Below are 13727 nucleotides of genomic sequence, written 5' to 3'. Positions count from 1 at the left end.
CCGGCCCGCACCAATGATAGTTGCGCTGAGGTAGCATCCATGGGTGAGCGATTCTGGTGACGAGCTCGAGCGGCAACTCGCGGTCGGGCCGACGCTCGCGGTCGGCTCTGGGTCTGGGCCGGGGGCTCGGGAGATCGAAGCAAACGTAGTGAGCTCGACGTCATCGATCATGCTCGGTGAACAGCCGACCCTGGGCGCGGGTGAGCTCGGGGACCCGGGCGCGATTCCGGCTCGGATCGGCCGCTACGTGGTCATTGAGCCGATCGGCGAGGGCGGAATGGGGTTGGTGTTCTCGGCCTACGATCCCAAGCTCGATCGCAAGGTCGCGGTCAAGCTGGTGCGGCCGGCCCTGCGCGAGACCGATTCCGGCGGGCCGGGTGATCCGCATCGTCGGTTGCTGCGCGAGGCCCAGGTCCTGGCCAAGCTCTCGCACCCCAACGTGATCCACGTGTATGAGGTCGGCGCCCTGCAAGATCAGGTCTTCATCACGATGGAGTACTTCGAGGGCCCCACCCTCGAGCGCTGGCAGGATCGCACGAATGGGAGCTGGCGGGAGACCCTGGCGATCTACCGAGCGGCCGGCCGCGGGCTCGAGGCGGCCCACGCCGCCGGTCTGGTCCACCGCGACTTCAAGGCCCAGAACGTGCTCGTCGGCGCGGACGGACAGGTTCGCGTGATCGACTTTGGGCTCGCGCGCGAGGGCGACTCGGTCCCGCTCGCGACCCAGCTGGGCGACGAGGCGGCCGCGGCGACGCTCGAGCAGCTCACGATGACCGGGGCGATCATGGGCACGCCCGCGTACATGGCCCCAGAGCAGCACGCCGATCGTGAGCTCGACGCCCGCACGGATCAGTTCTCGTTTTGTGTGTCGCTCTACGAGGCCCTGTACGGCGAGCGCCCGTTCGCCGGATCGACCCTGGCCGAGCTCAGCGCCAACGTGCTGGGCGGCAAGATCCAGCCGCCGCCGCGCTTCGAGGAGGTCCCCGCGTGGCTGCGGCGGGTGCTGCTGCGGGGCCTGGCGGTCAACCCCGACGATCGCTACCCCAGCATCACGCAGCTGCTCGCCGAGCTCGGGCGTGATCGGGTTGCATGGGGCCGGTGGGTGGTCGCGGGCGTCGGCGTGGTCGCGCTCGCCACGTTGGGTTGGTTCGGGTGGGGGCAGGTCAGCGAAGCTCAGCGCGCGCGTGCCCAGGGCGAGCATCTGCGCGTCGAGTTTGGTCGGATGCGGGCGTCCAACGCCGAGGACGAGCTACATCGGCTGCGCGCGCGCACCAGCACCCAGCGCTGGGACGATCTGGTCCTGGCCTGGGCCAACGAGGAGGTGTCGATCGATCCGACTCGGGCGCTCGCGTCACTCCGGCACTTGCAGGATCTCGAAGCGAACCTGGGCGCGGCCCGAACGATCGCCGCCAACGCGTGGCAGCGGGGAGTCGCCCGCACGGCGACGCCGCTGTCGGGCGACGTGGTCGCGCTCGCGGTCACGGATCTCGGCGACTTCGTTGCGACGCTGGACGACGCCGGGGTCGTGCGAACCTGGGATCTGGGCGGACAGCTGCGCGAGTGGCCGTGCCCGGAGACCGCGAGCGCGCTGGCTGTGGCGAGCGGCTCGCACAGCTTCGCGGTCGGGACCAAGGCCGGGACGATCCACCTCGTCGACTCGACCACGGGCGCGCCCGCGGTGGTCACGATCGCCGCCCACGAGGGCACCATCCACGCGCTGGCGTTCGCGCCCGACGACGCCGCGCTGGCCTCGGCCGGTCATGATCACGCGGTCCGTCGCTGGGCGCTGCCAACCGGCGAGCGGATCGACGCGATGACCAACCACGACGCGGCGGTCGTGGCCCTCGCCTACGAACGCGGCGGCGTCGGCCTGGCCACCGCCAGCGTCACCGGACAGCTCGGTTGGTGGGATCCCACGACCGCCAAGGTCCGCATGGTCGACGGTGGCGGCGGCCGGGTGAGCAGCCTCGTCGTGTCCAAGGCGACCGTGTGGGCGGTCGCCAACGACGGCGTGATCACCTGGCGCCCGGACTCGACCCCACGCCGAATTTCGCTCGCCCACGTCGCCGCGCTGCAGCTCACTGATGAGGGGGCCGTGATCGCCGTGCACGACGATGGCGCGGTCACCTGGTCCGACGACAACCCCGACAGCCCGCCGCGACCGTTGATCGTCAGCGCCCCCGCCACCCGCGTCGCTCACTCGGCGGGCGACGGCGGGATCTGGCTGGCCGGGCCCGAGCTCGGTGTCCAGCGGTGGGACGCGACGCCAGCGAGCGCGAGCGTCTCGCCCTTCGCAGAGGGTGCTGGCGCCCTGAGCTTCTCGACCGACGGCCAGCTACTCGCGATCGTCGGCAACCGCGGCGGCCTGCGCGTGCAGCAGAGCACGGGCGAGTCGGTGCTGACGACCAGCTTCGACGTCCGACCGGTGCGCGCGAGCTTCTCACCCACGGCCGATCGCGTGGCCGTGCAGTTGATCGACGGCAGCGTGCAGCTCGTGACCACGCAGGCTCCTGCGCAGACCCGGACGCTGATCGAGCTGAAGGTCGGTCCGCTCGCGAAGCCGCTGGAGCTGGTCGGCAGCTCCGGCGGCGCTCCTCACCCGGAGCTGGTGTGGACGCCAGACGGTCGCGCGCTGGCGTTCGCTGCCTGCTTCTACGTGGACAACTGCAACGTCGTGGTCGTCGACGCCGACACCGAGGCCATGCGCGGCCCCGTGGCCCAGGTGCCCTACGTATCCACCCTCGCGCCCACGCCCAGCGGCGACGCGGTGTTGATCGGCCGTCGGGATCAGCCGGTCGTCGCGGTCCTCGACGTCGCCAGCGGCGAGCTCTCGGACACGAGCTTCGCGGGTATGCGGCTGCTCGGCCAGGCCTGGACGGAAGACGGCCGGGTTCGGATCGCGACAGCCGAAGCCGAGACCTCGAGCATCTGGTCGTGGGATCCAGAGTCAGGTCAGCGCCATCGCTTGCTCGACGAGGCCGGGTTCTCGCAGCTCACGGCGACCGAGGACGCGACCGCGGTGTACATGCGCTCGCAAGACGACACCGCCGTGCTGTGGTCGATCGCCAGCACCCGGTTCGCGCTGGTCCCCGTGCTTCCTCCGGGCGTCGACCGGATCTACCTCAGCGCCGACGGGCAGACGCTGCTCGCCCGCGGCTTCACCGAGCGGGACAACGCCGGGTTCAGTCAGGTCTTGGACGTTCGTACCGGTCAGGCCCGCCGGCTCCCGCGGCTGCTCGACCCGATCGACGTCTCGGTCGCGGGCGTGGTCGCGGATCACCAGTACGGTGTCGGCGTGCGGATCTGGGACGACCCTACGCCCGATCAGGCCGTCGAATTTCAGACCTGGCTCGAACACGCCACCAACGTGGAGGTGGGCGTCGAGGCGCTACGAGCGGGTGGTTGAGCGACCCAGCTGGGCTTGCCAACGAGTCGAGATCCGGTCCGCGCGGGCCTCGTTGCCCTGTGCTTCGAACCAGCTGCGAAGCACCAGCAGAACCCGGCTTGGCACATCGTCGAGGTACTCGACGCGTCGCCAACACGCTTGCGCTGCCTCATCGGCGTCGTGGAGGCGCGCGACCTCGTCATAGATGACCACACCACGCGCGAGCAGCTCGAGCGTTCCGGGGTGCAGCGGACCGAGCAACTCCTCGGCCCGACGCCGCGCCTCGGGAACCAGCTGGGCGGCGCGCTCGACGTCTCCCCGAGCCATTTCGTACTCGACGCCCAGCAACACGCAGCGGAGCAACGCGTGAGGGTCACCCCACGCGCGAGCCGCCGTCTCGGCCTGCTCGAGCTGCACGCGCGCCTGCTCCCACCGCGACGCACTCAGGTGAATCCAGCAGCGCGCGCTGGCGACGAAGTGCTCGAGTATCGCCGAGCCACCGCGCCAGCTCTCGCCAAAGCGCACAGCTGCTTCATCGAAGGTGTCAGTATTGACGCTGGCGAGCGCCAGGAGCTGCTCGGCGAAGCTGAGATCTGCTGGATCGGGTGGGTCGGCCGCCGCGATGACGCGACGGAGCACGCGGCGACCCGGGTCGTCGAACGAGAGCTGCGTGTCGAGGGTCTCCCACCGGTACAGCGCCGCGCGAGCGGCAGCGCGGTCTGCCTTTCGTAGCGCGACCAAGAACCGCAGCTTGGCTGCGGACCCAGCGACATCGTCGAGCTGCTGCAACCACGCATCGACTCGGTCGAGAGAGCCGCCCGCGAGCGCCGCCTGGATCGCTCGGACGAAATAGGCACTACGAGCCTCAGCCGGCTCGTGTAGCGCCGCGATTCGGGCCAACAGCCGCGCGGCGTCGCTGGCTGGACCGACGACCGCAGTCGCGGCGTCGATCGCCGCCGATGAGAGTGAACGCAAGTAATTCTCAGCGTGGTCAGCGTCATCCGGGTCCGTAGATGCAAGCGCGCGCCGGACCACGAAAGCGAGTTCCTGGCGATCAAAGCGGGTGAGCTGGTTCAAGTCGCCTGTGAACGACTCCCAGAATGGCTCCAGGAACGTCGGCCTGTGCATCGAGTCATCGGCGAAGCCGGTCTCGGTCACGCGTAACTGTGCCTCGCGCTCGGTGACCAGACCCGATCGTTTCAGCTCTTGGAGAACCTCGTCGAGCATGCCTGCGCCCTCGGCCAGCAAGAATAACGCGCGCCGAGGCTGCCTCGGCGTCCACGGACTGTGACATCGGTAGCTCGCCAAGCTCACGAACAGCACCCACGCGTCCGAACCCAGCGCGTCGGTGACCACGCGCGTCCACTCGCTCAGCCCGCCGGCCCGATCCAGCGCGAGTCGATCGCGGTGAGGTGTCTGCGTCGCCGCCGCCAACAGCTTGGTCGCCGCGGGCACGCCTTTGGTGAGCTCGTGTAGCCGCGGCATCTCACCGCCACCGAAAGCCGTCCACAGCTCCAGCTCCACCGCCCGCGAGAGCGGCGCGACATGAAAGCTGTCCCCCACCGGATCCACGGCCTCGATGATCTCGACGATCTTCGAACGACCGCTCGGGGCAGGCAAGCTCAGGTTCAACCTGGCGTCATCGACGACCACCAGCACCGGCGTCTGCGCCGTGAGCTCACGATAGCGCCGCTCGAGGTCGAGCTGTGCTGCAGGCGGCCGCTCGGGCGCAGGTGCGAGCGCGCGCACGATCTCGTAGAGGACATCCCGGGCACGGAACATCGAGAGGCCGTTGATCCAGTACACGCCCTCCCACTGGTGCTCGCACTGCCGGATCGCCGTCGCCACCAGCGTCGACTTGCCGACCCCCGCCACCCCGCTCACGCGCAGCCTGTTCGACCCGCTCGCAAGCGTGCTCGAGAGCGCCGACAGCTCACTCGCGCGCCCGAGCAGCGAATCGGGCAACTCGGGAAGCTGCTCGAGAAAGCTGGGAATCGCGTGTTCGTCCCAGCAACGAAAGCTGGGATCCAAGCCCGTGAGTCCGACCGCCTCGTGAGCGAGGACCAACCACGACGGCTGCGTGCGCTGCTCTGGGTCCGACAACGCATCAAAGCGAAAGTACGCCGAGTAGACGCTGTACAAGTCCGGAGCGACATCGACAATTCGGCGCAGCCCGTCGGGCCGACAGACGATCACCAACGGCCCGTCGTGGCGCTGGACGATCACGTCACGGCGGGGGTTGAGCTCTTGAAAGCATCGCTCGAGCGCGCCCACGTCCCGCCTGCTGGCCGTGAGCGTTCGCAGCACGGTGAGCCGACGGCGCGAGTCTTCGGCGAGCAGCGCGTGAACGGGCGCGGGAGACGACGTCTCATCGGAACCGAGAGCCCACAGCTCGGTCCACTCGAGGCCCGAGCGGATCGCCTCGCGTCGAAGCCACTCGACGACGGTGGCCTCGCTGTCGGAGCTCGTGACGAGGATGAAGTACAGCGCAAAGCCCTGGCCAAGGCTCAGGGTGTCTGCGATGCGCTTCCACTCGCCCAGCTCACCCGCGAGTGATACTTCCCTGATTGAGTCCTCTTCACTCATGCCCCCTCGGGCGGGTCCTCGCCACTCGAGGGCCCGGCGATCTCCACGGCCCGTGGCCAAGTGATGACGTCCTCGACGTCATCGAGCTCGAGCACGGGCCACAACAACGGATGCGCGTCGTACCAGTCGCGATCGTTGTGATAGCGGAACATCTTGAAGCCCTGCAACAGCGAGTCCATGCGCTCGCGCGCATCCTCATGCTCGGGAAATCGCTTGCTTGGGTGCAACTGCTGCAGCACGCGCTTCTCTTCGAGAACCAAGCCCAACCCCTGGGTGTAGCTCTGGCGCACTTGCTCCACAGCGTAGCGCGCGTGCTCGCGGGTGAACGCTGGCTCGTCGCCGACCGCGTGGATCATGAAGTTCATGAAGCGCATCAGGTCGCGGAAGTATCCGCCGCTGTGCGCCGCGAGCCAGACCGGCACCGCCGGCTCGGCGAAACACTCGAGCGGTACGCGGCGGCCGAGCGCCGCCACCATCGCGCGCAGGCCCGTCTCGTTGAGCCCGCCCGCGTGGCTGAGCACGCGCACCATCGGCAGAAACTGCAGCTCACATCCAAAGTTCGCGGCGAGCTCCGAGGTGCGACGCACCATGAACGGCGGCACCGTGTAAATTGTGTGGATCGGCGGGCGAAGATCTCGACCTTGCAGCACGAACGCGCCAAACCACGCGTTCTGGAACAGCGCCTTCTTCCCGTGATCGAACAGCTCGCCGGTCGCACGCTTCTCGCCGCCGTCGAGGATCAGCACCAGCTCCTCGCCCTGCGCGAACGCGGCGGCGGCGGCTCGCTCGAGCAGCTCGAACACGTCCTCCCGCAGCCCATCGCGCTCATGTAGGCGCTTGGCGACGCTCTGAAACAGGGTCTCGTCTGTGGTCAGCTTCGCTCGAATTCCAGCGACGCCGCCCTCGAGCGCGACGTCCGAGCCGAAGAACTTCCCAACCTGCGCCGCATAGTCGCGCAGCCACCCAGACGTGCCGCTGGGCGTCCCACTCGGATACAGCGCGAGCACCAGCGCCAGCAACAAGTCCGTCGTCGTCAACGGCGCCGCGTCGCTGAGCCACGCGCCGATATCCGCATACACGACTCGATAGCCCTCATCGGTGAGCAACTTCTCGAGCTGCTTGAGCTCCGTGGTCTTGCCGCTGCCCCGCAGCCCGGTGACGAGCTGCGCCGTCGGCGAAGTGGACAGACGAATCTCGTCCGCCAACCACGCTCGCCACGGACGCCCCCGCAAGTGCAGCTCGGGCGCGTCGAAGTCGTAGTGCCGCGGGTCGCCCGGTTGCACTGGCTCGTCGGGCCGGCATGCCGCCTTGAGTTGGCGCTTGAACTGGAGGTCCATGGTCGGGGCACAGAGCATAGCCCGTGCGCACCGGAGGCGCGCTCATGCTCGCGCGCCTCCAGGCGCCACCTAGTCACACGTCGAAAAGATCAAATATATGAGTAAAATCATATAGATGCACGGTGTCATCCACAGCCGCACGATTCCTGTGGATAACCCCCTGCGCCGAGCTCGGCGCCACTGCCACCGCTGTGCGGTGTCAGTTCCAGGTCGGCAAGAACGAGTAGCGATCCGCGTACTCGAGCATCTGCCCCGCGAAGTCGGTCGGGTACTCGAGCACCACATCGGTGATCGCGTCCCCGTCCATGACCGGCACCAGCCGCGGCTGAATGAACCCGCTGTACGGCGGAATGTTCAGCGCGTCATACCTGCGCTTGACCTCTTCATGCAGCGCCCGATCGACCTTGACCCCGTAGGTCTCGATCAGCGCCTTGCCAGCCGCGAAGTCACCCTTGGACTTGATCCGCTGGATCTCGCGCAGCAGCTCGCCAAACAGCACGCGCAATTTGTCGTAGTCGTTGATCACGAAGTAGGTCTTGCCGTCGCGGACCTTCTTCTCGATCACGTTCTCGGCCTGGCCCTTCTCGTAGGCCCACGCGGCGACCATCTGGCGGTTGCGCATGTGGGACTCCTCGACCTGCTCACCGAGCTCGAGCCGCGAGAGCTGGACCATGAGCCCGCCGCGGATGTAGCTGTCGTACTCGGCCTTGCCGACCTCGACCGAGGGCATCAGCCCCAGCTCGATCAACCGCGGATCCATGGCGTAGTACAGCGCAACGAGATCCGCGCGGCCCTCTTCGAGCGCGCTCGCGTAGCTCTTGAGCGTCTCTTTCGGGGTGCCGACGCCGGGCTCGATCTGCCCAGAGGCGTGGCCAATGACCTCGTGCATGTCGACGTGGAGCTTGTGGGCGAGCGGCCCAAACTCCCGCGCGCGCTCGAGCTCGGCCGCGTCCCAAGTGAATTCTTCGAGCAGCCCGTTGCCCTTGCCGGCCATGTCGTAGGCCTCGACGATGTTGCCGAGGTTGACCGACTTGCTGCCGTGCTGGGCGCGGATCCAGTTGGCGTTGGGCAGGTTGATGCCGATCGGGGTGCTCGGGGCCGCGTCGCCGCCCTCGACCACGACGGTGATGACCTTGGCCGAGATCCCGACGACGTTGGCCTTCTTGTGCTCGGGCAGCAGCGGCGAGTTGTCCTCGAACCACTGGGCCTCGGCCGAGATCGCCGAGATCCGCTTGCTCGCTTCCTTGTCCTTGAACGAGACCACCGCCTCCCAGCTGCCGCGGTAGCCGAGCGCGTCGTCGTAGACCTCGATGAAGCCGTTGACGGTGTCGACCTGCGACTCGGTGTCGCCGACCCACGCGATGTTGTAGGCGTCGAACTTGGCGAGGTCGCCCGACTGGTAGTACGCGATCAGCTTCTCGAGCACGTCGCGCTGCTTGTCGTTCTCTGCGACCGCGCGGGCCTTGACCAGCCAGCCGACGATCTCCTTGATTGCGGGCCCGTACATGCCCTCGGCGTACCAGGTCCGCTCGACCAGCTGCTTGCCGTCCTTGACCAGCTTGGAGTTGAGGCCCCACGAGATCGGCGTGGGGTTCTTGGCGTCGCCCTTGCGCTTGTAGTAGGCCTCGACGTCCTTGGCCTTGATCCCGTCACCGTAAAAATTGTTGGCCGAGTCCGCGACCGGATCGGCGCCGTCGTCCCGATTGGTCCGCTTGGCCGCGACCTTGGGATCAAACATGATCGGCCCGATCTTGGTCAGGAATTGATCGACGGTCTCGCCCTCGGACAGCGGCAGCGTGGCCGGATCCAGCCCGCGCACGGTCGCCTCGAACCACTCGCGCGAGAACCCCGGGACCAGCTTGCGGCCCGAGTAGTGGTGATGGATCCCGTTCGAGAACCACACCCGCTTGGTGTAGACGGTGAGCGCCTCGAAGTCCGGGCTGGTCCGCTCGGCCTGGTAGCCGGTGAAGATCGCCTCGAGGGTCCGGCGCACGGCCAGGTTGCCGGCGAATTTTTGGTCGTAGGCGATGTCGCGGCCGGCGAGCGCGGCCTCGTACAAGAAGTACAGCAGCTGCTTGCGCTGCAGATCCAGCTCGTCGAAGCCCGGGACCTCGTAGCGCAGCACCTTGATGTCGGCGAACTGATCGACGGTCCACTCGGCCTGCTCGACCTCGGCGACGGGGTCGGCGTCAGCGGAGTCGGCGGGCGCGGCGTCTGGCGCGACGGCGACGGGATCGGGCTTGCACGCGAGCAGCGTGAGGGCCAGGGGGACACACGACCAGCGAAGCGACGAAGCGCGCATGCGGGATCGGTGCCATCGATGCCGGCCCGAGTCCAGCCGCGAGCCCCTCGTGTTTACCCGGTTGGCTCACTTGCCGCGCAGGAGCCTGGTAGGCAGCATGGCAGCATGCTGGACTCGAGGTCATCCATGCTCGGACACGCAAAGTCTTCCAGTTCTCGTGTGGCGACGCTCGCCGTCGTGGTTGGCGCCCTGACCCTGGCCGGATGTTCGCTGCGCGGCAGCGGCACGCAGATGACCGAGCAGCGTGAGCTGGCGAGCTTCGACGAGATCGAGCTTGGCGGCGTGTTCAAGGTGGTCGTTCACGTCGCGCCGGGAACCACACAGAAGGTCGAGGTCAGCGGCGACGACAACATCGTGCCCAAGATCCTGACCACGGTCTCCGGCAGCGAGCTGGATCTGAGCGTGGATCACTGGATGGTCCGGCCCGAGCACCCCGTGACGGTCGAGGTCTGGGTGCCGTCGCTGACCAAGATCGAGGCCAGCGGCGCCGCGAAGATCGAGGTCACCGGTCTGCACGGCGAGGCCTTCGAGCTCGACCTGTCGGGCGCGAGCTCGTCGACGCTGGCCGGGATCGTCGATCGCTTCGAGATCGACAGCTCGGGCGCGGCCAAGCTCGACGCGCGCGCGCTGCAGGCCAAGACGGTCGACGTCGAGCTGTCGGGCGCCGGCAATGCGGAGGTCTGGGCCTCGGAGCAGCTCGACGCCGAGGTCTCGGGGGCCGGCAAGGTGCGCTACTGGGGCGCGCCCGGCACGGTCAACGAGGACATCTCCGGATCTGGCAGCGTCGAGCCCGGCTGAGCTGGCTCGGGTTGGGCGCCGTCAGAACACGCTGACGGTGATCCCCGACAGCGCCATGATCAGCAGCACCAACATGTGATCGGCGACCTTGGTGGGCTCGACGTCGGGTTTGCGACGCAGCTTCCTCCACTCGAACAGCGCGACGAGGGGGACGAGCGCGCCGTAGATCACGGCCATCGTGATGTGGTCCATGCTGACGAGCACATAGGTGTTGGCGGCAGCAACGAAGACCAGGGCAGCGACGAGGAGGCCGCGCATCACGAGCACTCGTTCAGCTGGGGCTCAAACAGCGGCACGCACGTGCAGGTCGCTGCCAACGCCGCGAGCGGGCAGATCGGGCTGACCGCGAAGCAGGTGCTCGCCGTCGCGACCACGCTCACCGCACACATCATGCCCTGTGCGTCGCGGTCTCCAGGCGGGTCCGGCTCGGGCGCGGCTGGACTCATCGCCAGCGCCGTTGCCAACAACAAGATGGAAGCCGGGAATGGGCTGGTCAGCATATCAAAACGCTATGCCCACCCACGTGAACGGCAAGCGCTCGATCGCCGCCCCCCGCCCGAGTTGTTTGCGCTGCCGGGTTGCGGCTCGCCGGGCTCGCGCGTCCGAGCGCCAGGTCCCTCGCGCGCTCGCGGCCCCGGAAGCTGCAGTCCCTTCGCGGTCGCTAGATCCGGTCCAGAACCCCCACCGGGGCCGAGCTACGGCGGAGCGCGATTCACGGCCACACTCGGCTGGCGACTGTCAAGGCCCGTCGCTTAGAGTGTGCTCAGTGTCACAACTTCGACCGTCTACTTCGATGCGCGAGGCCACGTACCCGCGAGGCTTTCCCGACAGCTGGTACAGGCTCGCCGCCTCCAGCGATCTCGCCGCGGGGCAGATCAAGTACGTCGAGTGCCTCGGCAAGCAGATCGTCGTTTACCGGAGCGAAGACGGGCGGTCGGTCAGCGCGATGTCTGCGTTCTGCCCTCACCTGGGCGCAAATCTGTCGGGCGGCTGCGTCAAGGGCGAGCGGCTCGAGTGCCCGTTCCACCACTGGCAGCTGTGCTCGGATGGGCGCGTCGGCAAGATCCCCTATGCCGACAAGCTGCCCGCCCGGGCCCGACAGGAGACCTGGCCGATCCGCGAGGTCTACGGACAGATCTTCATCTACCACCGCGGCGGTCAGTTCAACGACTGCGAGCAGGCCCCACCCTATGAGATCCCAGCGATCCCCGAGGTCGACGACGGCCGCTGGGCCTACCGCGGCCGACACGACGGCAAGACGGTGCGCATGCACCTGATCGAGTTCGCCGAGAACAGCGTCGACTTCGCCCACTTCGCGCCGATCCACAGCGGGATGTTCGTGCCGTGGACCGCGATCAAGGTGCCCGGGGTCAAGGTCGAGCACGAGGCCGACTGGGAGCCCGACGCCGACCAGCCCCACCTGGCCTACTTCAAGAACAAGGCGGTCCTGCACGTGCTCGGCCGGCTCGTCGAGCGGACCCGGGCCAGCGCGCTGATCACCTTCGTGGGGCCCGGCAGCGTCGTCACGTTCCGGTTCAAGATCCCCGACGTGGGCGAGATCATCATGTTCCAGACCCACCTGCCGATCAGCGCGATGGAGCAGAAGGTCGACTTCCTGTGGTACGCGGACAAGACCATGCCGCGCATGCTTGTCTCGTATGTGGTCGGCAACTGGGTCTCGCAGTGGGCCGCCGACATCGACATCTGGGAGAACAAGGTCTACCTCGACAAGCCCACGCTGGCGGCGGGCGACGGGCCGATTCACCGCATGCGGCGCTGGTACAAGCAGTTCTACTCGGCCGACGACGCGACGGACGACCCAACGGACAACCCGACAGATCTGGCCCCCGCGGTGTTGGCCTCGGCCTGAGCCAGCGCCCTGGCGGCGAGCGATCAATTCGCCGACAATCAGCGGGTGGACGCCGGCACCCGCAATCGACTGCGCGCGCGCCTCGTGAGCCTGCGAGACGAGCTGCTGACCCAGGGCAGCATGAACATCCCGCCCGCCCGGACCGACGTGGTCAGCACGCCCGATGACGACGAGGCGCCGCTGACCCACATGACCCAGGCGATCGCCTCGAACCGCAACCGCGAGCGCGCGGATCGGCTCGAGCAGATCCGCGACGCGCTCGCGCTGGTCGACGAAGATCCCGAGCAGTTTGGCCTGTGTGAGGTCTGCGAAGAGCCGATCAAGCCGCGGCGCCTGGAGCTGATGCCGTGGGTGGTGCTGTGTGTGGCCTGCCAGGAGAAGCACGAGCACGAGCATCGCAGCCCAGGTAGCCGCAAGCACCTCGGTGATTTTCAGTAGGTCTGCACGTAGAGGCGATACGCGCTGCCGTCGTGCAGCATCGCCGCGCTGCGCAGGTTGCTGTTGGCTGGCGTCCCCTCGAGGGTGAGCACCGGGATCGAGGCATGGCCGTACGCGTACGAGCTGCCGTTCCAGGCGCCCTGGTAAAATTGCGTGTTGCTGCCCAGCTTGAACGCGTAGAGCCGGAACGCCGCACCGTCGTGCAGCATCATCCATCGGGCCCAGTCGGTGTCAGCGAGAAACCCAGAGATCTTCAATGTAGCGATCGCGGGCGGCTGCCCGTACTTGTAGTTGGTCGTGCCCGGCACGTACAAGAACTGGTAGAGCGTGGTCGGGTCGCCGAGTCGGCGAAGGTAGAGATGGTACAGCTTGCCGCTGTGGACCATGCTGAAGCTGCTCGCGTCAGCGTCGGCCGGGATGTTGGTCAGGCTCAGCTCTGGGATCGAGTTGTGGCCGTAGGCATACGACTTTCCGTTCCAGGAGAACTGATAGATCTTGTTGTTGGTGCTGCCCTTGAAAGCATACATCCGATAGGCGCTGCCATCGTGCAGCATTGCCCAGCGGCGGCAATTGGTATCGGACGGGGCCCCGGTGATCGGGATATTGGCGATTGAGTCGTACCCAAACCGATACGCGGTCGTGCCCGGAACGAATGCAGCTTGATTGACTGAGCTCATCTGAAAAGTCCTCGTTCTTCACAATGGGCACCACCGCCCGAGCACGTACGCTAGACGCTCGGCGTCGCTGTGGCCATTGAAAACGCGCAACACGCACGATTTGCACGCGCGCTGCCGTGATTGCTCGCGAATCGCACGGTCGGTCTCTCCTCGAGCCTCGCGCTGGCTCGCGGTTGGGGGCTGAAGTGATCGTTTTGGCATTGGCCGCATTGCCAGTGCGTCTTTGGCGCGACACCCCATCGGTGACCAGCACACCACCCCCCGAGCCGGGTTCTCCACGCCTCGGGGTTGGTCGGGTCGCACGACCGGAGCGCGTCCGCGCTGGCGCTCGTCG

10 protein-coding genes are annotated in these 13727 nt (G+C 67.5%); 4 read left to right on the top strand and 6 right to left on the bottom strand.

Annotated features, from left to right (window positions below; genetic code table 11):
* The first annotated feature begins 43 nt into the window (after positions 1 to 43).
* Positions 44 to 3406, top strand: coding sequence for a WD40 repeat domain-containing serine/threonine protein kinase (locus tag ENSA7_RS09375; RefSeq protein ID WP_106088875.1), 3363 nt, complete (start codon positions 44 to 46; stop codon positions 3404 to 3406).
* On the opposite strand, the gene ENSA7_RS09370 is transcribed toward ENSA7_RS09375, so the two are convergent.
* From ENSA7_RS09370 to ENSA7_RS09360, 3 genes are all read right to left on the bottom strand, one after another.
* Positions 3389 to 5971 carry an NB-ARC domain-containing protein gene (locus ENSA7_RS09370; RefSeq protein ID WP_106088874.1) on the bottom strand — a complete coding sequence of 861 codons (2583 nt, stop codon included), beginning with the start codon at positions 5969 to 5971 and terminating at the stop codon, positions 3389 to 3391. The genes ENSA7_RS09375 and ENSA7_RS09370 overlap by 18 nt on opposite strands.
* Positions 5968 to 7308, bottom strand: a complete 1341-nt coding sequence (locus ENSA7_RS09365) for a hypothetical protein (protein WP_146157510.1) — start codon at positions 7306 to 7308, stop codon at positions 5968 to 5970. The genes ENSA7_RS09370 and ENSA7_RS09365 overlap by 4 nt, the downstream gene beginning before the upstream one ends.
* Positions 7309 to 7507: 199 nt before the next feature.
* On the bottom strand, positions 7508 to 9610 hold the full coding sequence (locus ENSA7_RS09360) for a dipeptidyl-peptidase 3 family protein (protein WP_106088872.1): 2103 nt from the start codon (positions 9608 to 9610) through the stop codon (positions 7508 to 7510).
* Between the two features lie 159 nt (positions 9611 to 9769).
* On the opposite strand from ENSA7_RS09360, the gene ENSA7_RS09355 reads away from it, so the two are divergent.
* Positions 9770 to 10408: a head GIN domain-containing protein gene (locus tag ENSA7_RS09355; RefSeq protein WP_181233539.1), complete on the top strand. Its 639-nt coding sequence runs from the start codon at positions 9770 to 9772 to the stop codon at positions 10406 to 10408.
* A 21-nt stretch (positions 10409 to 10429) separates the two neighbouring features.
* On the opposite strand, the gene ENSA7_RS09350 is transcribed toward ENSA7_RS09355, so the two are convergent.
* Positions 10430 to 10666 (bottom strand): hypothetical protein, encoded by a 237-nt coding sequence (locus ENSA7_RS09350; protein ID WP_106088870.1) that lies wholly within the window; start codon positions 10664 to 10666, stop codon positions 10430 to 10432.
* Complete coding sequence (locus ENSA7_RS09345; protein WP_106088869.1) at positions 10666 to 10908, bottom strand: hypothetical protein; 243 nt, start codon at positions 10906 to 10908, stop codon at positions 10666 to 10668. The genes ENSA7_RS09350 and ENSA7_RS09345 overlap by 1 nt, the downstream gene beginning before the upstream one ends.
* Positions 10909 to 11201: 293 nt before the next feature.
* On the opposite strand from ENSA7_RS09345, the gene ENSA7_RS09340 reads away from it, so the two are divergent.
* Both ENSA7_RS09340 and ENSA7_RS09335 read left to right on the top strand, forming a co-directional pair.
* The gene (locus ENSA7_RS09340) at positions 11202 to 12278 is read left to right on the top strand and encodes a Rieske 2Fe-2S domain-containing protein (protein ID WP_181233537.1); all 1077 of its coding nucleotides are present in this window, start codon (positions 11202 to 11204) and stop codon (positions 12276 to 12278) included.
* Between the two features lie 45 nt (positions 12279 to 12323).
* Complete coding sequence (locus ENSA7_RS09335) at positions 12324 to 12716, top strand: TraR/DksA family transcriptional regulator (RefSeq protein WP_106088867.1); 393 nt, start codon at positions 12324 to 12326, stop codon at positions 12714 to 12716.
* Here the strand turns inward: ENSA7_RS09335 and ENSA7_RS09330 are convergent.
* Positions 12710 to 13393, bottom strand: coding sequence for a hypothetical protein (locus tag ENSA7_RS09330; protein WP_106088866.1), 684 nt, complete (start codon positions 13391 to 13393; stop codon positions 12710 to 12712). The two genes, ENSA7_RS09335 and ENSA7_RS09330, sit on opposite strands and share 7 nt — an antisense overlap.
* Positions 13394 to 13727 lie beyond the last annotated feature (334 nt).

The organism is Enhygromyxa salina (genome assembly GCF_002994635.1).
GTDB classification, from domain to species: Bacteria; Myxococcota_A; Polyangia; order Nannocystales; family Nannocystaceae; genus Plesiocystis; species Plesiocystis salina_B.
The sequence above is the reverse complement of the archived record's forward strand: the minus strand, read 5'-3'. Positions and strand labels throughout refer to the sequence as shown.